Source organism: Bacillus sp. AR4-2, from assembly GCF_008274865.1.
GTDB lineage: Bacteria > Bacillota > Bacilli > Bacillales > Bacillaceae_G > Bacillus_A > Bacillus_A cereus.
This window is the reverse complement of the sequence record NZ_CP031062.1, coordinates 4,280,550-4,301,979: the sequence shown is the minus strand read 5'-3', so window position 1 is coordinate 4,301,979 and position 21,430 is coordinate 4,280,550. Positions and strand designations below refer to the sequence as shown.

Genomic DNA, 21,430 nt, shown 5'->3' with positions numbered 1-21,430 from the left:
GAATGAACATTCATTTATTTTTTATGTATTTGAAGGGGGAATGAAGGTGGAAAAACCATGGTTGAAAAGTTATCCAGAGGAAATTCCGAGTACGATTTCTTATGATATTCAGCCGCTTCATAGATATGTAGAACAGATGGCATCTCGCTACCCAGAAAAGAAAGCGCTTCACTTTTTAGGGAAGGATATTACGTTTTCGGACTTCCATGATAAGGTGAAGAGGTTTGCAAATTATCTTCAAAAGCTCGGTGTGGAAAAGGGTGATCGAGTTGCTATTATGTTGCCGAATTGTCCGCAAGCTGTAATTGGTTATTACGGCACATTACTTGCGGGAGGTATCGTAGTACAAACAAACCCACTGTATACAGAAAGAGAATTAGAATATCAGCTTCATGACTCGGGAGCAAAAGTAATTCTTTGTCTCGATTTAGTGTTTCCAAGAGTAACGAATGTTCAATCTGCTACAAAAATTGAGCATATTATCGTAACTCGTATTGCGGACTTTTTACCATTCCCTAAAAATCTATTGTATCCATTTGTGCAGAAAAAACAGTCAAATTTAGTTGTGAAAGTATCAGAGAGTGAAACGATTCATCTTTGGAATTCAGTAGAAAAAGAAGTGAATACGGATGTTGAGGTGCCTTGTGATCCTGAAAATGATCTAGCTCTTTTACAGTACACAGGAGGAACAACCGGATTTCCGAAAGGAGTTATGTTAACGCATAAAAACCTCGTCTCTAACACGTTAATGGGAGTTCAATGGTTATATAATTGCAAAGAAGGAGAAGAAGTCGTTCTTGGGGTTCTTCCATTTTTCCATGTTTATGGTATGACAGCTGTTATGAATTTAAGTATTATGCAAGGATACAAAATGGTCCTTATTCCAAAGTTTGATATGAAAATGGTTTTTGAAGCGATTAAGAAGCATAAAGTGACATTGTTTCCAGGGGCACCAACTATTTATATCGCTCTTTTAAATAGCCCACTTTTAAAAGAATACGATATTTCTTCTATTCGTGCTTGTATTAGTGGATCAGCACCACTGCCAGTAGAAGTACAGGAAAAGTTCGAAAAAGTTACAGGTGGTAAACTAGTAGAGGGATATGGTTTAACAGAATCCTCTCCGGTTACACATAGTAATTTTTTATGGGAAAAGCGAGTGCCAGGTAGCATCGGAGTTCCGTGGCCAGATACAGAAGCAATCATTATGTCGCTTGAAACTGGTGAGGCATTACCGCCAGGAGAAATAGGTGAAATTGTAGTGAAAGGCCCTCAAATTATGAAAGGATATTGGAATAAGCCAGAGGAAACAGCGGCTGTATTGCAAGATGGCTGGCTCCATACAGGTGATGTTGGCTACATGGATGAAGATGGATTCTTCTATGTAAAAGATCGCAAGAAAGATATGATTGTCGCGAGTGGATTTAATGTGTATCCTCGTGAAGTTGAAGAAGTATTATATGAGCATGAAAAAGTGCAAGAAGTAGTGACAATTGGAGTTCCAGATCCGTACCGAGGAGAGACAGTTAAAGCATTTGTTGTGTTAAAAGAAGGTACGGAGTGCTCTGAGGAAGAATTAAATCAGTTTGCACGTAAATATTTAGCGGCTTATAAAGTGCCGAAAGTATATGAGTTTAGAGATGAATTGCCAAAAACGACAGTAGGGAAAATTTTACGCCGTGTTCTAATAGATGAAGAGAAGAGAAAGAATGAGGATGAGCAAACGGGCTAAGGCCCTTTCTTTTTGAAAAAATAGGATTGACACTTTTCTAAATACTCAGTATTATAAGAATATGAATGACTATTCATTCAGTCATCTTCTTGAAGGGGACAGTAAAGTGAAGAAAAATAGACCGAAATACAATCAAATTATTGATGCGGCAGTCATTGTGATTGCGGAGAATGGGTACCACCAAGCGCAAGTTTCTAAAATCGCAAAGCAAGCTGGGGTAGCTGATGGCACGATTTATTTATATTTTAAAAATAAAGAAGATATATTAATATCCTTATTCCAAGAGAAGATGGGAGAATTTGTCGAAACAATTCGTCAAAAAACAGCAGGAATTGAAAGCGCTGTATCGAAGTTATTCATGTTGGTAGAAACGCACTTCTTGCTGTTGTCGCAAAATGATCCTCTTGCTATCGTTACGCAATTAGAGCTGAGGCAGTCCAATCAAGACTTGCGCCTTAAAATAAATGAAGTATTAAAAGGCTACTTACAAGTTATGGATGAGATTTTAGAGACTGGTATAAAACAAGGTGAATTTCAAGCAGATTTAAATGTTCGCGTGGCAAGACAAATGATCTTTGGAACAGTAGATGAAGTTGTGACCAATTGGGTAATGAGCGATCATAAGTATGATCTGGTCGCACTTTCAAAAACGGTACACGGGCTACTTATTGCAGCTTGTGGTTATCGTCAATAATGGGAGGGATCATGTTGAAATTCCTATCTGTAAGAGTTGAAGATCATATCGCGGTGGCGACATTAAATCACGCACCAGCGAATGCGATGTCTTCACAAGTTATGCATGACGTTACTGAATTAATTGATCAAGTGGAAAAGGATGATAACATTCGTGTTGTTGTTATTCACGGTGAAGGACGTTTCTTCTCAGCGGGAGCAGATATTAAAGAATTTACATCTGTTACTGAAGCGAAGCAAGCAACAGAATTAGCACAGCTTGGACAAGTTACGTTTGAGCGTGTTGAAAAATGTTCAAAACCAGTTATTGCGGCAATTCATGGAGCGGCACTGGGCGGCGGCCTTGAGTTTGCTATGTCTTGCCACATGCGCTTTGCAACTGAAAGTGCAAAACTTGGTTTACCTGAATTAACACTTGGATTAATTCCTGGCTTTGCAGGTACACAGCGCTTACCGCGTTATGTTGGGAAAGCGAAAGCTTGTGAAATGATGTTAACAAGTACACCAATTACTGGTGCAGAAGCATTAAAGTGGGGACTTGTTAACGGATTGTTCTCTGAAGAATCTCTTTTAGATGATACGCTTAAAGTTGCAAAACAAATTGCTGGAAAAAGTCCAGCAACAACTCGTGCTGTACTAGAGTTATTGCAAACGACAAAATCGTCTCATTACTATGAAGGTGTACAACGTGAATCACAGATTTTTGGTGAAGTATTTACGAGTGAAGATGGAAGAGAAGGTGTAGCTGCATTTTTAGAAAAGCGTAAACCTTCATTTAGTGGCAGGTAGTTCAATTATTTTTTAATATAAATTAACAGAAAATTAAAATTGATAGAATCTTTCTGAAAAACAAGGGGGTAAATGGAATGAACATCTACGTACTCATGAAACGAACATTTGATACAGAAGAAAAAATCGTAATTAAAAACGGTGCAATTTACGATGGCGAAGCGGAATTCATCATCAACCCTTACGATGAATATGCAATTGAAGAAGCAATTCAAGTAAGAGACGCACAAGGTGGAGAAGTTACAGTTGTAACAGTTGGTGGCGAAGATAGTGAGAAAGAACTTCGTACTGCATTAGCAATGGGCTGTGATAAAGCTGTATTAATTAATATTGAAGATGATGTAGAAAATGGTGACCAGTTCACGACAGCAAAAGTGCTTGCTGAATATTTAAAAGATAAAGATGCAGATTTAATTTTAGGCGGAAACGTTGCAATTGATGGTGCATCTGGACAAGTAGGACCACGCGTAGCTGAAGCGTTAAATATTCCGTATGTAACGACAATTACAAAACTTGAAATTGACGGTACAAATGTGAAGATTGAGCGTGATGTTGAAGGTGATACAGAAGTGATTGCAACTTCATTACCAGTTTTAGTAACAGCACAGCAAGGTTTAAATGAACCGCGTTATCCATCGCTTCCAGGTATTATGAAAGCGAAGAAAAAGCCGCTAGAAGAATTAGAATTAGATGATTTAGATTTAGAAGAAGATGATGTGGAAGCAAAGACAAAAACAATTGAAATCTATTTGCCTCCTAAGAAAGATGCAGGAAAAGTGTTACAAGGCGAGCTGCAAGATCAAGTAAAAGAACTTGTATCGTTGCTCCATACAGAAGCGAAAGTAATCTAATAAAATACGAAATTATATATGCAGGAGGGAAAATCTATGGCTCGTAAAGTATTAGTAATGGGTGAAGTTCGTGATGGATCGCTACGTAACGTTTCTTTTGAAGCGGTAGCAGCAGCAAAAACAATTGCAGAAGGCGGTGAAGTAGTAGGTCTTCTAATTGGAGACAGCGTTGCCTCTTTTGCAAATGAATTGATTCATTACGGTGCAGATCGCGTTGTGACAGTTGAAAATGATAAATTAAAATCATATACATCTGATGGTTATGCACAAGCGTTTTTAGCTGTACATGCTGAAGAAAATCCAGAAGGTATCGTTTTTGGACATACAGCACTTGGTAAAGATTTATCACCAAAATTAGCAGCGAAGCTTGAAGCTGGTTTAGTTTCTGACGTAACTGCTTTAGAGGTTGAAGGTGGAAATGTTATCTTCACTCGTCCAATTTACTCTGGTAAAGCATTCGAGAAGAAGATTGTAACAGACGGCATCTTATTTGCGACAGTGCGTCCAAATAACATTGCAACTCTGGAAAAAGATGAGTCTCGCAGCGGTGACGTATCTTCTATTACAGTTGATGTGAAAGATTTACGTACAATCATTCAAGATGTTGTCCGTAAAACAGCAGAAGGTGTGGATCTTTCTGAAGCAAAAGTTATTATCGCTGGTGGACGTGGTGTGAAGAGTGAAGAAGGCTTTAAGCCATTAAAAGAGTTAGCAGACGTACTAGGCGGCGCTGTTGGGGCATCTCGTGGTGCTTGTGACGCTGAATACTGTGATTACTCATTACAAATTGGTCAAACTGGTAAAGTTGTTACGCCAGACTTATACATTGCATGTGGTATTTCTGGTGCGATTCAGCATTTAGCAGGTATGTCTAACTCAAAAATAATCGTTGCGATCAATAAAGATCCAGAAGCAAGTATCTTTAAAGTAGCTGACTATGGTATTGTCGGTGACTTATTCGAAGTTGTACCTCTTTTAACAGAAGAGTTTAAAAAGTTAAAAGTACATTCATGATTTAAGTACCCTTGAGTTCCAAGTGAAGTACCCCTATATATAGAAAAAGGTGAGAGATCCCCTGTCTCTCATCTTTTTAGTATTTAATCCGTATTTTTATATAGTATAAAGGAACATTTTTTTGTTACAATACATAACGATACATATTATTCGCCACGTATATAAGTTAATGATATACTCTTGGTAGAATATACTTGAAGGAGGAAATAAAATGGCAATTGTAAACGCAAATGACCAAAGCTTCGCAGCAGAAACTAGCGAAGGTGTTGTATTATTAGATTTCTGGGCACCTTGGTGTGGACCTTGTAAAATGATCGCTCCTGTATTAGAGGAAATTGATGCAGAACTAGGCGAAAAAGTAAAAGTAGTAAAAGTAGACGTTGATGAAAACCAAGAAACTGCTCGTCAATTCGAAGTAATGAGCATTCCAGCTCTTTTCGTATTAAAAGACGGTAAAGTAGTTGATCAAGCGTTAGGTTACAAACCGAAAGAAGCGTTAGTAGAATTAGTTTCTAAACACTTCTAAAATAAAAAAAGCTACCATTTGGTAGCTTTTTTTATTTTCTTTTTTACAGTCTTTCCGTTACAATAAAAGAACGTATGTTGGGTGTTTGGGCATAGTATGTTTTCAAGGGAAAATAAAAATGCTAAGTATGTAGAAATGGAGGGAGACGAGTGCACGAACATTTGAAAGAGAAGTTGGCTATTTTACCAGATCAACCTGGTTGTTATTTGATGAAAGATAAGCAAGGAACGGTTATATATGTCGGAAAGGCAAAAGTGCTTAAAAATCGTGTGCGCTCGTACTTTACTGGTTCACATGATGGGAAAACACTGCGGCTTGTAGGAGAAATTGTTGATTTTGAATATATTGTAACCTCTTCGAATTTAGAAGCACTTATTTTAGAGTTAAATCTAATTAAAAAATATGATCCGAAATATAATATTCAATTAAAAGATGATAAAACATATCCTTTTATTAAAATTACGGCGGAGAAGCAACCGCGCTTACTCATTACTCGAAACGTAAAAAAGGATAAAGGGAAATATTTTGGTCCTTATCCAAATGCACAATCTGCTCATGAAACGAAAAAACTGCTAGATCGTATGTATCCACTTCGGAAATGCACGAATATGCCAGATAAAGTTTGTTTGTATTATCATATGGGTCAATGTTTAGCGCCTTGTGTGAAAGAAGTGACGGAAGAACAAAATAAAGAAATTGTAGATGAAATTATTAAGTTTTTAAACGGTGGACATAAAGAAGTTCGTTCAGAACTAGAAATAAAAATGTATGAGGCCTCAGAGAAACTAGAGTTTGAACGTGCAAAAGAGTTGCGTGATCAAATTGCTCATATTGATGCGATTATGGAAAAACAAAAGATGATTATGAGTGACTTAGTGGATCGTGATGTGTTTGGGTATGCAGTGGATAAAGGATGGATGTGTGTTCAAGTTTTCTTCGTTCGAAAAGGAAAGCTAATTGAACGTGATGTTTCTATGTTTCCAATTTACGATGAACCAGAAGAGGGTTTTTTAACGTTTATCGGCCAATTTTATGAAAACAGTAGTCATTTTAAGCCGAAGGAAATTGTCGTTCCAGGAAGTATAGACTCGGAATTAGTAGAGCGCTTTTTAGAAGTGGAAGCGACGCAGCCGAAACGTGGTAAGAAAAAAGACCTTGTAGAATTGGCAAATAAAAATGCGAAGATTGCTCTTGAAGAGAAGTTTTACTTAATTGAACGTGATGAAGAACGAACGATTAAAGCGGTAGATCATTTAGGGAAGCAGCTTGGGATTGAAACGCCGTATCGTATTGAAGCGTTTGATAACTCAAATATTCAAGGAACAAATCCCGTTTCTGCAATGATTGCTTTTATCGATGGGAAACCGGCGAAGAAAGAGTATCGAAAATATAAAATTAAAACGGTTCAAGGGCCAGATGATTATGAGTCTATGAGAGAAGTTGTGAGGCGCCGTTATACAAGGGCACTTAAAGAAAATTCACCTTTACCTGATTTGATTATTATTGATGGAGGAAAAGGCCATCTAGCGGCTGCAAGTGATATTTTAGAGAATGAGCTCGGATTATATATTCCGATGGCAGGTCTTGTAAAAGATGATAAACATAAAACCTCCCATTTAATTATTGGGGATCCACCGGAACCTGTGATGCTTGAGAGAAATAGCCAAGAATTTTATTTATTGCAGCGTATTCAAGATGAGGTGCATCGATTTGCGATTACATTCCATCGTCAATTACATGGGAAATCTGTCATTCAATCAGCATTGGATGATATTCCAGGAATCGGTGATAAACGGAAAAAGGTATTGTTAAAACATTTTGGTTCATTAAAGAAGATGAAAGAAGCTTCTATAGAGGAATTTGTCGAAGCGGGTATGCCGAAAAATGTCGCGGAGACGATTTATACGTATTTAACAGATAAGAAGACGTTGTAGTTTACAACGTCTTCTGTTTTTTGGTATAATTTCTGAAGATTTAAAATAAACTCATCTGAATGAAAATACAAAAAAGTCAACTAAACTGATATGTCTAGTTGACTGTAGGTAATGCTTACACTTCAATGAGATCTTTTATATCCCATTTTACAAGAAATGTAATAGAGTCAGAACGTTTTTTCTTTTCTTCGTATGACTCTGCAACGACGTTCCGTTGCTTTTGGATTTGTTCAGCGATGAATCCGGCTTCTAGTTGATAAGAAGAATGTCGTTTTTGTTTTTGACGTTCTGCGATGAGTGTGCCTTTAAGTTGGAACTGCATTTCACGACGCTTATGTTCAACAATGCTTAAAGTGCCCCAGCCAGCCTTTTCAAAGAACTGAATGATTTCTTCAATTGTTTCTAGCGGATATTTTCTTGCAAGGTTTCTACCAGACCAGTATAAAATACCATCTAAATCGTTGCCGATTAAATCAGGTAGTAATTCTTCACGTAGCAATTCATAAGCGAAGGCGTTCAATGAAACATCTTCTAAAGATGTTGTATCGATTGTATTTTTACTCACAATATTCCCCTCTTTCTATAGGGATTATTATATAACATTTCACATTTATAAAAACAGATTTTTCTTTAGGAAAATCTGAATATATAAGAAGAAAAAAAGAATTGGCAAATTATATGCAAATTATGTATACGTTTTCTTGACGCTTCGACAAAAATAGGAGTAAAATGAACTTGGTATCAAATTATGCTGAAATATTTCGAATAATTTTTTCAGTTTTTCTTATGCCAATAGTGAAAAAACATTATTGTCATAAACTAATCTGAAAACAGCAGTCAAACATTCAAGGGGGGTAATGGGGACATGAAAGGCCGCGAGTATACGTTTCGTAAGTGGCACTCATTAATGGGGGTCATCCCGGTTGGTGTCTTTTTGACGCAACATTTAATTGTAAACAACTTTGCAACACGAGGAGCAGAGGCTTTTAACAAAGCTGCAGGCTTTATGGAGCTCCTTCCATTCCGGTATGCGCTAGAAATTTTCATCATCTTTTTACCGATACTGTACCATGCTATATATGGCTTATATATTGCATTTACAGCTAAGAACAATGCGGTTTCTTACGGTTATTTCCGTAACTGGATGTTCGTCTTCCAAAGAATTTCAGGTATCGTTACGCTGATCTTCATTTCTTGGCACGTCTGGGAAACTCGTATTCAAGCAATGTTAGGTAAAGAGGTAAACTATGATATGATGGCAGATATTTTAAACAATCCAGCTATGTTTGCATTCTACTTAGTTGGTGTTGTTTCAACAATTTTCCACTTTGCAAATGGACTATGGACATTCTGCATCAGCTGGGGAATTACAGTATCTCCACGTTCACAAAGAATCTCTACTTATGTAACATTAGCTATTTTCTTAGGTTTATCTTATGTAGGTGTGAGTGCATTATTAGCGTTCATCGATCCACAGCTAGCAAACCAGTAAGGAGTGGGAGAGCATGAAAGGGAAACTTATAGTAGTCGGCGGTGGCTTGGCTGGCTTAATGGCAACGATTAAAGCGGCAGAAGCAGGAGTAAATGTTGAACTGTTTTCTTTAGTACCAGTAAAACGTTCACATTCTGTATGTGCTCAGGGCGGAATTAACGGTGCCGTAAATACGAAAGGTGAAGGGGATTCTCCATGGATCCACTTTGACGATACAATTTATGGTGGGGACTTCTTAGCGAACCAACCACCAGTTAAAGCAATGTGTGAAGCAGCACCTGGTATCATTCATTTAATGGACCGTATGGGTGTTATGTTCAACCGTACGGAAGAAGGACTTCTTGATTTCCGTCGATTTGGTGGAACGCAACATCACCGTACAGCATTTGCTGGTGCAACAACTGGACAGCAATTACTTTACGCATTAGATGAGCAAGTACGTCGTCACGAAGTAGCAGGACTTGTAACGAAATATGAAGGTTGGGATTTCTTACGAGCTGTTGTTGATGATGAAGGTGTGTGCCGAGGAATCGTTGCACAAGACTTACAAACTATGGAGATTAGAAGTTTCGGAGCAGATGCCGTGATTATGGCAACAGGGGGCCCTGGTATCATTTTCGGAAAATCAACAAACTCCATTATCAATACAGGTACAGCAGCTTCTGCTGTATATCAACAAGGCGCATATTATGCAAACGGTGAGTTCATTCAAATTCACCCAACGGCAATTCCTGGAGACGATAAATTACGTCTTATGAGTGAATCTGCACGTGGTGAAGGTGGACGTGTTTGGACATATAAAGATGGTAAACCATGGTACTTCTTAGAAGAAAAATATCCGGCTTACGGAAACCTTGTACCTCGTGACATCGCAACGCGTGAAATCTTTGATGTTTGCGTAGAGCAAAAACTAGGTATTAACGGTGAAAACATGGTGTACTTAGATCTTTCTCATAAAGATCCAAAAGAACTAGATATTAAACTAGGTGGAATTATTGAAATCTATGAGAAATTTACAGGGGATGATCCTCGTAAACTACCGATGAAAATCTTCCCAGCTGTTCACTATTCAATGGGCGGACTATGGGTTGATTATAAACAGATGACAAATATTCCAGGTTTATTTGCAGCAGGTGAGTGTGATTATTCTATGCACGGTGGTAACCGTCTTGGTGCGAACTCACTATTATCAGCAATTTATGGTGGTATGGTAGCAGGACCAAACGCAATTGAGTATATGAAAGGTCTTTCTAAATCATCTGATGCTGTTTCATCTACTGTATATGAGCAAAATGAATTAATCGAAACAGAGAAATTTAACAATATTTTAACGATGGATGGTAACGAAAATGCGTATGTTCTTCATAAAGAGCTTGGAGAATGGATGACAGATAACGTTACAGTAGTTCGTGAAAATAAAAAATTATTAGAAACAGATGCGAAAATTGAAGAATTAATGGCTCGTTACAAACGTATTAACATTAACGATACAGCAAGATGGAGTAACCAAGGTGCTTCATTTACACGCCAACTTGCAAATATGTTTGAGTTAGCACGTGTTATTACAATTGGCGCATATAACCGTAATGAGAGCCGTGGGGCGCATTACAAACCTGAATTCCCAAATCGTGATGATGCAAACTTCTTAAAAACTACGATGGCAAAATTTGAGGGAGAAGGAAATGCACCAGCATTCCATTACGAGGACGTTGATATTTCGTTAATTAAACCGCGTAAACGTGATTATTCTTCAAAACACGATGTAGCTGCTAAGGGTGAAGAGAAGGGGGATAAACAACATGTCTGAGAAAACAATCCGCCTCATCATTACGAGACAAGACGGGCCAGATGCGCAAGCGTTTGACCAAGAGTTTGAAATTCCATATCGTCCGAATATGAATATTATCTCAGCACTTATGGAAATCCGTCGTAATCCTGTTGATTCAAAAGGGAACCAAACAACTCCGATTGCATGGGATATGAACTGCTTAGAGGAAGTATGTGGTGCATGTTCGATGGTGATTAACGGAAAACCACGTCAATCATGTACGGCACTTATTGATCAATTAGAGCAACCAATTCGCTTAAAACCGATGAAGACATTCCCGGTTGTACGTGACTTACAAGTTGATCGTAGTCGCATGTTTAATGCTCTAAAACGCGTTAAAGCGTGGATTCCAATTGATGGTACGTATGACCTAGGTCCAGGACCAAGAATGCCTGAGAAAAAGCGTCAATGGGCTTATGAGCTTTCAAAATGTATGACATGTGGTGTTTGCTTAGAATCATGTCCAAACGTAAACAGTAAGTCTGACTTTATTGGACCAGCACCGTTATCACAAGCTCGCTTATTCAACTCACATCCAACGGGTGAAATGCATAAAGCAGATCGCTTACGTGCAATTATGGGAGATGGAGGACTAGCAAACTGTGGTAACTCTCAAAACTGTGTGCAATCATGTCCGAAGGGTATTCCTTTAACAACTTCAATTGCGGCATTAAACCGTGATACAACAATTCAATCGTTCAAAGATTTCTTTGGTAGCGATAATAACTATTAATAAATATTGCCTCTTCATATCGAAGAGGCAATATTTATAACTGTATTTTTCTGTTTATTCTGTTTATTTCAAGGTGAAAAGGAGAGATAACAATGAAGAGGATTTCTTATATTGAAGACTTTGAGCAATGGGAAAGTGGTTTTTCGTTTTACAACCCTGTAAAGGTTCGTTTTGGTGAAGTAGATATGTTTGGACATGTAAATAATGTCGTTGCTTTTACTTATTTTGAAGAAGCTCGTATTGCGTTGTTTAAAGAACTTGGATTTATGCAAGAGTGGACACATGCATCATCAGAAACGATGATCGTTGTTGCGGATTTACAATGTAATTTTATTAAGCAAATATATTTTGATGAACAGCTGAAGGTGTATGTAAAGGCAGGATCGGTCGGGAATTCTTCTTTAGATTTACATTATATGGTGAAGAATGCAGCAGGAGAGGTTTGTTTAGTAGGTCGTGGAATGATGGTTCAAGCTTCGAAAAAAACAGGAAGAGGCGAACCATGGCCTGAAGAATGGAAGAAGAAATTACTACAATAATAGAGTGAAAGAAAAATAAGAGAGCAATTTGCTCTCTTATTTTTTGTCTTCCATCGCTTCTTCTAATGTTAAGTGATGTTTATATAGGTATGTAGCGTATGGATTACCAACGTAGCGTAAGTGCCATGGTTCATAGGCATATTCTGTTGTATCTGTTTTATCTTCTAAGTAACGAATGACAAAACCGAATTCATGAGCATGTTCCGCGACCCATTTTCCTTCTGCTGTCTCTCCGAAGATAGGCTCTAATTGAAATTTAGCTGATTTTGAACTAATATCCATTGCTAAACCCGTTTGGTGTTCACTTGTACCAGGAATTGCGCTTACCGAATTAGCTTCGGCTTTTCCTTGACGTCTAACGTATGTATCATGCAACGATTTTTGGCGTTTGTATGAACGATAACCAGATACAGCTGTAAGATCAAGCCCTTCTTTTTTCGCAGCTTTGAACATGTTTTCAAGTGCCTCGGCAGCATCTTTGCGCAGCAATGTTTTTTCTTTATCTTTTGGACTAATAAATGGTACATTTGGTCTCGTTAAGTCTTCAGGAATGTATCCATCTGGTAGTTTTCGATGTTTATTAATTAAGACAAGATTAGATTTTGGATTTGTTACAACTGAAAAGTCATTGTCTATTTTCTTTGCATTATGATCAGCTTTTGGAAAAGCAGGAATCTCTTCTTTTTTATGGTTATTATGCTTTTGACTTTCGACAGCTTTTGCTTCATTATGTAGTGGTGTTTTAGAACCAAAGTAAGCGAAAGATGTGATCCCGATTACAATAGTAGTGGCAGAAATAATTATTATCTTTTTCATGATGCCTTGTAATCACAGTCCCTTCTTCATAAAATGTGTATTGTTTTTTTATTATAAATCTAGTTTGTTGGAAAAGGAATATAAGAGTCATAACGTAATAGAAATGCAAAGAAAATGTCAGAAAATGTGTGAATTTGTAGTATTTTTTTATATAATTCATTTCTTATCTTTCATGATTTGCATTTTTTATGTAATATATATACATAAGAAGATGTAGCGATTATCGAGAATAAAGAACTTCTTGTATAGACTAGGAGTGAATGGGAATGGATTTTGCAACAATTATTGGACTTATTTTAGGATTTGTAGCAGTGGTAGTAGGGATGGTCGTCAAGGGCGCTGACATAACAGCCTTATTAAATCCTGCCGCAGCATTAATTATTTTTATCGGTACATTTGCTGCAGTATGTATTGCATTTCCGATGAATCAACTAAAAAGGGTTCCAAAATTATTTAAAGTTCTTTTTGGTTCAAATAAAAAGGATTTAAGTTATGAACAGTTGCTAGAATTATTTGTTCATTGGACATCTGAAAGTAGAAAATACGGTATTTTGTCTTTAGAGCAACAATTAGACAAAATTCAAGATGAATTTCTTTTGCGCGGTATGAAATTTGTGATTGATGGCGTATCCGCAGAAGATTTAGAGCAGATTTTGGAATCTGAATTAGAGGCAATTGAAGAAAGACATGCAAAGGGAGCTGCTATTTTTTCACAAGCTGGTACGTATGCACCGACATTAGGAGTTTTAGGTGCTGTTATCGGTCTTGTAGCTGCGCTTGGTAACTTAACTGATATTGAAAAGTTAGGTCATGCTATTTCTGGTGCGTTTATTGCAACGATTTTTGGTATTTTTTCAGGTTACGTATTATGGCATCCATTTGCAAATAAGTTAAAGCAAAAATCTTCAGCTGAAATTGAGAAAAAACGTTTAATCATTGATTGTTTATTAATGTTACAAGAAGGTACATATCCGTTTATTATGAAGAACCGCATTTTAGGTGCACTTTCTGCAACTGAGCGTAAAAAGCTAGAAAAAGGAGCAGAAAAAAATGCGGAGTAAGAAAAATAGAAGAGGCAAAAAGAAAAAACATGATGAGCATATCGATGAAACGTGGTTAATCCCATATTCTGATATGTTAACGTTGTTATTTGCATTGTTTATCGTTTTATTCGCAATGAGTAGTATAGATGCTGCGAAGTTTAAACAGATGGCAGTTGCTTTTCGAAGTGAATTAGCTGGGGGAACAGGTAACAAAGAATTTTTAAGTGATCAAAAGCCAAATGATGAAAAAGAATTATCAGCAAGTAGCCTTGAGGCAGAACAAGCAAAAAAACAAGAAGAAGCTAGAGCTAAAGAAAAAAAAGAGATGGATGAATTGAAAGCATTACAAAAAAAGATTGATCAATATATTAATGAAAAACAATTATCTTCTTCTTTTCAAACTAAATTAACTGAAAAGGGATTAATGGTGACAATATTAGAAAATATACTGTTTGATTCGGGGAAAGCAGATGTGAAATTAGAATCTTTAGGGATTGCAAAAGAGATGTCTAGCTTACTTGTTTCAGCGTCACCTCGTGAAATTACAGTATCGGGTCATACGGATAATGTCCCTATTGCCAATGCGCAGTTTGCGTCGAATTGGGAATTAAGTACGCAGCGGGCAGTTAATTTTATGCAAGTATTACTGCAAAATAAAGAATTACAACCAGAAAAATTTAGTGCGATTGGATACGGAGAATACCGTTCAATTGCTCCAAACGATACACAAGAAGGAAAGGCAAAGAATAGACGTGTGGAAGTATTTATCTTGCCTTTAACAGAGAAAGTAAAATAAAAGAGGATGGCGAATGCCATCCTCTTTTATTTTACATCAAATGATTTTAAGTTGTCGCGACGGATTTTATCTTTTTCTGCATCTGATTTTTTGAAATCATAATCATATAAAGCGCCTTCCCAATCGCCATACATTGGATTCGGGAAAATAATGAATTTCTCACCAAATTGTGCTTTTGAATCTGCTACTGTTTGGTTACGATCTTTTACAGATTTTCCATCAAAACCTGTGAAATCAGATAAGTTATCACCGAAGAATAAGACAATATCATGGGTTTGAGAAACGAGTTCACGGCGTTTTTCTTTTCCTTTTTCTTTCGGATCTTGTAGTAATATATGTTCTTTCGTTGCTTGAGGAGCACCTACACGCTCAAGATTTTTAATTGTTGCATCTAGTTGATTCGTTTTACGATTTGAGATGTAGTAAATATCTACACCTTTAGACTCTGTATATTTTAAGAAATCAATTGCGCCTGGAAGGGCTTCAGCTTCAGCTTTGTTAATCCAATCATCCCATTTGTAAGGATAGCCTTTGCCTGTTTTTACGCTCATTGCCTGATGAGGACTGTTATCTAAAACAGTTTCGTCTAAATCAAGCACGATAGCAGGTTTTTTCTCTGTCCCTTTTGCAAGAATTGCATCAAGCTTTAATTGACCAATATTGTACCCTTGGTAGTAAAGTGCTTTCGTTTCACCGGCTGTTTGATACCATAAATCAGCCATTAATTGTTGTTCTGTTAATTTTACTTTCTCTTCTTTCGCCACTGTTTTCTCTGGTGTTCCTGAACATGCTACAAGTGATGTAGATAGAACCGCTACAGATAATAAAGTGGTAATGCCCCTCTTCATCTTCATATGTATCCTCCTTGATGTTAGAAAATCATTTTATATTATATATTAAAATATAATATTTTTATATGAACATTTGCATATTGTCTTTTGTATATATAGTAGTATGTCCTATATTAGAAAGATGAGCAAAATAATAATAGTTGTTTTGACAAGTTTTATTGTCGTAATGACAATTATAATTGACAAAAAGAACTTTTTTATTTACAATTTTAACTAAATAGAACAAATGATGGATTCATGACGATGTTTACATATAAGAGAATGAAGCGTGGTGCTATATTTTGTCTTGAATAAACATAGTCTTTGAAAGAGAGTACGAATGATACTAAAGGGGAGGCTTTATACTTGAGTTTACAAATTCAAAACTTAACGAAACAATTTGGGGAATCAAGAGCAGTTAACGGTTTGCAAATTTCGTTACCAAAAGGTGAAGTACTAGGGTTACTTGGACGAAATGGTGCAGGGAAAACAACAACAATCAAAATGCTTCTCGGATTATTAACGCCTAATGAAGGTTCGATTACATGGGATGGAAAAGCATTTGGAAATAGTGGTGTAACAATTGGGTATTTACCAGAAGAAAGAGGTTTATATACAAAAAGTAGAGTAATAGATCAGCTGCGATATTTTGGTAGATTAGAAGGAATGTCGAAGAAAGAAGTGGATCACGCTATTGATCACTGGTTAGAGCGTTTAGCGATACCAGAATATAAATTTAAAACGGCTGGAGAGCTTTCAAAAGGGAATCAGCAAAAAATACAATTAATTGCTGCTCTTCTTCATAATCCGGAACTTCTCATTTTAGATGAACCATTCAGCGGCCTTGATCCAGTTAATGCTGGGATGCTAGCTAGTATTATTGAAGAACAAGTACAGAGCGGAAAGACGATTATTTTATCAAGTCATCGTATGGAACAAGTAGAGGCTTTTTGCCAACATGTATGTATTTTGAAAAAAGGTGAAGCAGTCGTAAAAGGACAGCTAAGTGATATTAAGAAAGAATACGGTTTCCGTAATTTAACGATTGAAGATACAGTAGAGAATGAAAAGGGATTAGAAGCTATACATGTATCGTATGAAAAACAACAAGGCCTTCTTTATGTGAAAGTACAAGACGATGCGGAAGCTCTCAAGATTTTGCAACAGTTGCAAGAGCAAGGTGTTAGCTTACGACAATTCAAAATGTTAGAGCCGACGTTAAACGAAATCTTTGTAGAGAGGGCGAAATAACGATGCGTAAATTTTCTCACGTATTTTCATTTTATTTTAGGGAAGCGTTTTTATCTAAGAAATCATTAATTACGAGTGCGATTTTATTTTTAGTTGTGTTTGGGATTTTTGCATTTAATCATTTTACTTCAGGCGATGATAAAAATAAGGATAAAGATAAAATTGCAGTTGTAGTAGAGAGTTCCACATATAAAGTACAAAAAGATGAGCTAAATAAGCTATTGCCATCAGCAAAAATAACAATTGATTCAAAGGATGATTTTGATAAACTGCATAAGCAAGTAGAAGAAGGCGATTTAGATGGTCTATTCCATGTGACGGAAAAGGGTGGGGCTCCATCGATTACATATATGTATAATGGATTTCCAAGCCAAGCAACTTCTGCAATTATGGCAGGATATTTAAAGCAACAATATACGATGGTGACGATTGCCAAAAATAATGTTTCACCAGAAATTGCACAGCAATTACAAACAGAAATTCAAGTAAAGCAAGAAGCGATAAAAGATCGTACATCTTCTTTCGGAATTGCCTATTTCTTTACATTTGCTTTATATATGTTTATTGTAGCGTTCGGAAATACAATCGCAATGAATATTGCATCTGAAAAGGCGTCACGTGTAATGGAAGTAATGCTTCCGAAAGTGAAGCCTCTTACGATGATGTATGCGAAAATTTTAGCGGTTGTTTCAACGGCGTTATTGCAACTTGTCATATTGGCGTGTGGTTATCTTATTCCATATTTGTTAGGCTGGGTCGATTTAGAAAGTGCCTCACTATTTGGTATTCCAATTGACTTTACGAAATTAGATGCAAAGGTTATCAGCATGTTTCTTGTTTATTTCATTACGGGATATTTACTTTATGCGATGATGTATGCTGCTGCTGGAGCTGTCGTGTCTAAGACGGAGGATTTACAAGCTGTATCTTTCCCGGTAATGATTTTAATTATGGCTGCATTCTTTATTAGTATTAAATCATTAAGTGATCCGAATAGTACTATCGTTGTTGTAAGTTCTTACGTTCCATTTTTTACACCGATGGTTACCTTCTCACGTATTGTAGCTGGTGAAGCAGGTATGCTAGAAATTACGATAACATTAGCAGTCTTATTGGCGACAATTGCGGTATTAAATGCTGTTACAAGCCGCATTTACGTAAACGGCGTAATGAATTACTCAGATAAAGTGAAATTTAAAGATTTAGCGAAATTTATAAAGCGTCAATAATGAGAGAAAAGCATGATTTCCTATTGAAATCATGCTTTTTCTTTATGTATAAATTAAAAATAGTATATAATAATAAGAGTCGTCTTTTAATAGAATGAATAAAAAGGAGGGTGTGCAGATGGGGATTAGTAGTCGTTTTACAGTAGGTGTTCATATGCTGACATTACTTGCGATAGATCGAAACTCTCGCTGTACCTCTGAATGGATTGCCGGTAGTGTGAATACAAATCCAGTTGTGATTCGTCGCATTACAGGAATGTTGAAGAGAGCAGGGCTTGTTGATGTACAAGCTGGTAAAGGTGGTACGACACTTGCTCGAGATTTAGAAGAAATTACATTACTTGATGTATATAAAGCAGTGGAAGTTGTAGAAGAAGGACAACTATTTTCCTTCCATGAAAATCCCAACATTGAATGTCCAGTAGGAGCTAATATTCAATCAGTATTAGAAATTATTTTAATGCAAGCGCAAGAAGCGATGGAAAACGTACTTGCAAATGTAACGGTAGATCAATTAGTTACAAATTTAAAGTCTAAAATGAAAGAATAAAAAAAGCGAGCTTCCTCATAATGAGGGCTCGCATTTTTTTATTCAGAAATATTGAAAATTCTATTTTTCAGTATTTAAAATGAATTTACCTACGATAGCTGCAAAGATACCACCAAGAATTGGTGCTACGATGAATACCCATAGTTGAGAAAGTGCTTCTCCACCAACAAATAAAGCTGGTGCGATACTACGAGCTGGGTTAACAGATGTTCCAGTTAACGGAATTCCTAATAAGTGAATTAAAACTAATGTGAAACCAATTACTAGTCCAGCTAAAGAAGAACTTCCTTTTTTACCTGTTACAGCAACGATAACTAAAATAAATACGAAAGTTAAAATGAACTCAACTAAAAATGCTCCAGATAAACCAAGAGTTCCGAAACCATTTTGTCCTAAATTATCTAAAGGTGTTTTAGCAGATTTTAAAATTGTTACTAACGTTGCAGTTCCTAATAAACCACCTAAAATTTGAGCTAATACATAATAACAAAGTTCCATAGCGTTCATTCGTTTGTTGATGAACATAGCTACTGATACTGCTGGGTTAATGTGACATCCAGAAATTGTTCCGATGCTATATGCCATAGCTACAATAGATAAGCCGAAAGCCATAGCGATTCCTAATGTTCCAATTCCTTCAATTCCGCCGCCAGTGACAGCTACTCCAGTTCCGAATAATACAAGTACAAATGTACCAATAAATTCAGCGATTGCTTTTTTTAACATAATTTACCTCCTATTAATGCGCATGAAACGTATTATAACATAAGTTTTAGTATAAACAGCCAATGAAATACTATTCTGATAAGGCGAAATAGGGGGACAATAAAAAAGAGTATGGTTCATCTCTATAGAACCATACCCTTTTTTTATGCCGATTTTTTCTGTTTAACGACTGGAACAGAACGGTTTAAAATACTATTTGCAACCATTCCTAACATGATAATAATCATTCCGATGAGAGAAAGTCCTCCAGGGAGTGAACCATTTAAGAAAATGATTTCTCCAAGTACGGTAAAGACCATCGTTCCAGCTTGTGTTGCTTCAACAGCTCCAAGTAGAGCGAGGTTATCTTTTGCTAAGTCAGTAGCAAAGAAAAATGTCATCGTTGCAATAACGCCGGAACATAACGCTAACAAAAATCCTTGAAGCATTTGGTTGGATGTTGGAATGCCAGTAGTAGAAAATCCGTATATACCAAGCAAGATTGTTATAGGAAGACTTCCAATTGCCATTCCTAATACACGTTGGAACGTATCAAGGCGTCCACCAACAAGCTCCATCATTTTTCGGTTACCGAACGGATATAAGAAAGCGGCTAATACGACAGGTAAAAAACCTGAAATGAACTGAGTCATTGTAATATGGCCTGCGGCAGTTGCTTGCATACAAATTACACCAAGTAAAATAAATAATGCAACATATAAGCTACGAAGTGGAATTTTTCCGCGTACAAGTTTCGTACCTGATTTTGTTTCTATTTTCACGAAAAATAGTGGTGATAGTAGTAAACCAGCTAAAATCGTAACTTGCCAAGTTCCAGCAACGAGCCAAGCTGGAGAAAAGACAGCTGCGAAACTTAATAAAGAATAAAAACCAATACCGGCAACAGAACCCCATCCGATCCATGCCAATGGATGTTTTTTTAACTCTTCCCATAATTCCCTAAAGTTTTTGCGAAATAAAACGATAAGGAATAAAATAGGAAGAGCAAATAAAAAACGGAAGGAAGCTGTCCAAGCCCAGCTCGTTCCAGATACATTCATTGCTCTATTAATAATAAAGGTTGCAGAAAAAAAGGCCGATGATAAAAGACCTAATAAAATTGCGCGCATGAAGTATAGCACTCCTTTCGAAAATAAATAATTATGTATAGTATGATATACTTTTAATTATTAAAAGTAAACTATTTTATACTTTGAGGTGGTTTTATATATGAAAGAAAATGAAGATATGCAAACGAAAGAAGTCATTCAACAAGTTGGACAGTTATTGAGACAAATTCGAAATGAACAGAAATTAAGTTTAGAAGAATTAGCCCATAAAACAGGAGTTAGTAAATTAACATTAGGAAAGATCGAAAGAGGGGAAACAAATCCGACACTAGCTGTCATTTGGAAAATAACGAAAGGGTTATCAATTCCTTTATCCAGATTAATGGTTGTTGGAGAACCTGTAGCTGTTGCGCGCTGTGGAGAAGGATTTGCAGTAGATGAAGGACAAGCGTGGCATTTAGAAACGATGTTCCGTTATACGAAAGAAACAGGGATGGAAATGCACCGTGCTTGTTTACGATCAAATAGTATATATGAGCCAGAAGCTCATCATGAAGGTGCGATTGAGCTTGTAACGGTAATGAAAGGGAAAGTGTCTATTCAAGTGGAGAATGATGTATACGAATTAAATGAGTTTGATTCCATTCAATTTGAAGCGAATAAGAAGCATATTTATAAAAATGAAGAAGAAGAAGTGGCGGTATTACATTTAACGATGAAATATTCTTCATGAAAAAATCACCTATAGGATTCTATAGGTGATTTGCTCTTCTTAAGTATGTGAAATAATGCCGTTAGTACGAACGTGGCATAAGTAATAAACAAATGAAATAAACTAAAAATCCTGTCCCAAAACATAAAACAGCAATAACCCAAATGATACGAATAAGAGTAGAGCTAATATCAAAATATTCTCCTAAACCACCACATATACCAAATAGCATTTTATCAGTTTCGGATTTACATAACTTTTTTGACATATTCCAATCAACTCCTTTTTATATCAAAC

At 36.5% G+C, this 21,430-nt stretch carries 23 protein-coding genes; 17 read left to right on the top strand and 6 right to left on the bottom strand.

Going from position 1 to position 21,430, the window contains the following annotated elements; all coding sequences use genetic code 11:
- The first annotated feature begins 46 nt into the window (after positions 1–46).
- The 7 genes from DN399_RS22215 to uvrC all read left to right on the top strand — a co-directional run bounded on the left by DN399_RS22215 (position 47) and on the right by uvrC (position 7,539).
- Positions 47–1,732, top strand: a complete 1,686-nt coding sequence (locus DN399_RS22215) for a long-chain-fatty-acid--CoA ligase (protein WP_025690696.1) — start codon at positions 47–49, stop codon at positions 1,730–1,732.
- A 106-nt stretch (positions 1,733–1,838) separates the two neighbouring features.
- Positions 1,839–2,426, top strand: coding sequence for a fatty acid metabolism transcriptional regulator FadR (locus tag DN399_RS22210; protein WP_000742223.1), 588 nt, complete (start codon positions 1,839–1,841; stop codon positions 2,424–2,426).
- 11 nt (positions 2,427–2,437) lie between these two features.
- Positions 2,438–3,214, top strand: coding sequence for an enoyl-CoA hydratase (locus DN399_RS22205; RefSeq protein WP_000911292.1), 777 nt, complete (start codon positions 2,438–2,440; stop codon positions 3,212–3,214).
- 77 nt (positions 3,215–3,291) lie between these two features.
- Positions 3,292–4,065 (top strand): electron transfer flavoprotein subunit beta, encoded by a 774-nt coding sequence (gene etfB / locus DN399_RS22200; protein WP_001029028.1) that lies wholly within the window; start codon positions 3,292–3,294, stop codon positions 4,063–4,065.
- Between the two features lie 36 nt (positions 4,066–4,101).
- Positions 4,102–5,079, top strand: a complete 978-nt coding sequence (gene etfA, locus DN399_RS22195; RefSeq protein WP_000101945.1) for an electron transfer flavoprotein subunit alpha — start codon at positions 4,102–4,104, stop codon at positions 5,077–5,079.
- 211 nt (positions 5,080–5,290) lie between these two features.
- Positions 5,291–5,605, top strand: coding sequence for a thioredoxin (gene trxA / locus DN399_RS22190; RefSeq protein ID WP_001018943.1), 315 nt, complete (start codon positions 5,291–5,293; stop codon positions 5,603–5,605).
- Between the two features lie 149 nt (positions 5,606–5,754).
- Complete coding sequence (gene uvrC, locus DN399_RS22185; protein WP_000544296.1) at positions 5,755–7,539, top strand: excinuclease ABC subunit C; 1,785 nt, start codon at positions 5,755–5,757, stop codon at positions 7,537–7,539.
- Positions 7,540–7,654: 115 nt separating this feature from the next.
- On the opposite strand, the gene DN399_RS22180 is transcribed toward uvrC, so the two are convergent.
- Positions 7,655–8,104 carry a YslB family protein gene (locus DN399_RS22180; protein ID WP_000042221.1) on the bottom strand — a complete coding sequence of 150 codons (450 nt, stop codon included), beginning with the start codon at positions 8,102–8,104 and terminating at the stop codon, positions 7,655–7,657.
- Positions 8,105–8,404: 300 nt separating this feature from the next.
- Between DN399_RS22180 and sdhC the strand changes: the two genes are divergently transcribed.
- From sdhC to DN399_RS22160, 4 genes are all read left to right on the top strand, one after another.
- Positions 8,405–9,031 carry a succinate dehydrogenase cytochrome B558 gene (gene sdhC / locus DN399_RS22175; protein WP_000678354.1) on the top strand — a complete coding sequence of 209 codons (627 nt, stop codon included), beginning with the start codon at positions 8,405–8,407 and terminating at the stop codon, positions 9,029–9,031.
- A 13-nt stretch (positions 9,032–9,044) separates the two neighbouring features.
- On the top strand, positions 9,045–10,838 hold the full coding sequence (gene sdhA, locus DN399_RS22170) for a succinate dehydrogenase flavoprotein subunit (RefSeq protein ID WP_000676750.1): 1,794 nt from the start codon (positions 9,045–9,047) through the stop codon (positions 10,836–10,838).
- Positions 10,831–11,592, top strand: a complete 762-nt coding sequence (sdhB, locus tag DN399_RS22165; protein WP_001291827.1) for a succinate dehydrogenase iron-sulfur subunit — start codon at positions 10,831–10,833, stop codon at positions 11,590–11,592. Before sdhA ends, sdhB begins: the two co-directional genes overlap by 8 nt.
- Positions 11,593–11,684: 92 nt before the next feature.
- Complete coding sequence (locus tag DN399_RS22160) at positions 11,685–12,131, top strand: acyl-CoA thioesterase (RefSeq protein ID WP_000822734.1); 447 nt, start codon at positions 11,685–11,687, stop codon at positions 12,129–12,131.
- 36 nt (positions 12,132–12,167) lie between these two features.
- Here DN399_RS22160 and DN399_RS22155 read toward each other — a convergent pair whose 3' ends face one another.
- A complete protein-coding gene (locus DN399_RS22155; RefSeq protein WP_000720201.1) occupies positions 12,168–12,947 on the bottom strand; it encodes a M15 family metallopeptidase in 780 nt (259 codons plus the stop codon).
- A gap of 266 nt (positions 12,948–13,213) precedes the next feature.
- Between DN399_RS22155 and motA the strand changes: the two genes are divergently transcribed.
- Together motA and motB are read left to right on the top strand one after the other, a co-directional pair.
- Complete coding sequence (motA, locus tag DN399_RS22150; protein ID WP_000344853.1) at positions 13,214–14,008, top strand: flagellar motor stator protein MotA; 795 nt, start codon at positions 13,214–13,216, stop codon at positions 14,006–14,008.
- Positions 13,998–14,786, top strand: a complete 789-nt coding sequence (motB, locus tag DN399_RS22145; protein ID WP_001256734.1) for a flagellar motor protein MotB — start codon at positions 13,998–14,000, stop codon at positions 14,784–14,786. Before motA ends, motB begins: the two co-directional genes overlap by 11 nt.
- A 26-nt stretch (positions 14,787–14,812) precedes the next feature.
- On the opposite strand, the gene DN399_RS22140 is transcribed toward motB, so the two are convergent.
- A complete protein-coding gene (locus DN399_RS22140; RefSeq protein WP_000782767.1) occupies positions 14,813–15,640 on the bottom strand; it encodes a 5'-nucleotidase, lipoprotein e(P4) family in 828 nt (275 codons plus the stop codon).
- Positions 15,641–15,982: 342 nt separating this feature from the next.
- Here DN399_RS22140 and DN399_RS22135 point away from each other — a divergent pair, with 342 nt between their 5' ends.
- From DN399_RS22135 to DN399_RS22125, 3 genes are all read left to right on the top strand, one after another.
- A complete protein-coding gene (locus tag DN399_RS22135) occupies positions 15,983–16,867 on the top strand; it encodes an ABC transporter ATP-binding protein (RefSeq protein WP_006921204.1) in 885 nt (294 codons plus the stop codon).
- A gap of 2 nt (positions 16,868–16,869) precedes the next feature.
- Entirely contained in the window at positions 16,870–18,096 is a 1,227-nt protein-coding gene (locus DN399_RS22130) for an ABC transporter permease (protein WP_006921206.1), read from the top strand.
- A 118-nt stretch (positions 18,097–18,214) separates the two neighbouring features.
- The gene (locus DN399_RS22125; protein WP_000512998.1) at positions 18,215–18,646 is read left to right on the top strand and encodes an Rrf2 family transcriptional regulator; all 432 of its coding nucleotides are present in this window, start codon (positions 18,215–18,217) and stop codon (positions 18,644–18,646) included.
- A 60-nt stretch (positions 18,647–18,706) separates the two neighbouring features.
- Here DN399_RS22125 and DN399_RS22120 read toward each other — a convergent pair whose 3' ends face one another.
- A complete protein-coding gene (locus tag DN399_RS22120; protein WP_000913213.1) occupies positions 18,707–19,372 on the bottom strand; it encodes an aquaporin in 666 nt (221 codons plus the stop codon).
- Positions 19,373–19,515: 143 nt separating this feature from the next.
- A complete protein-coding gene (locus DN399_RS22115; RefSeq protein WP_006921208.1) occupies positions 19,516–20,481 on the bottom strand; it encodes a DMT family transporter in 966 nt (321 codons plus the stop codon).
- A 100-nt stretch (positions 20,482–20,581) separates the two neighbouring features.
- On the opposite strand from DN399_RS22115, the gene DN399_RS22110 reads away from it, so the two are divergent.
- Entirely contained in the window at positions 20,582–21,154 is a 573-nt protein-coding gene (locus DN399_RS22110; RefSeq protein WP_000661924.1) for a helix-turn-helix domain-containing protein, read from the top strand.
- A 61-nt stretch (positions 21,155–21,215) separates the two neighbouring features.
- Here DN399_RS22110 and DN399_RS22105 read toward each other — a convergent pair whose 3' ends face one another.
- Entirely contained in the window at positions 21,216–21,401 is a 186-nt protein-coding gene (locus DN399_RS22105) for a PspC domain-containing protein (protein WP_000038411.1), read from the bottom strand.
- Positions 21,402–21,430 lie beyond the last annotated feature (29 nt).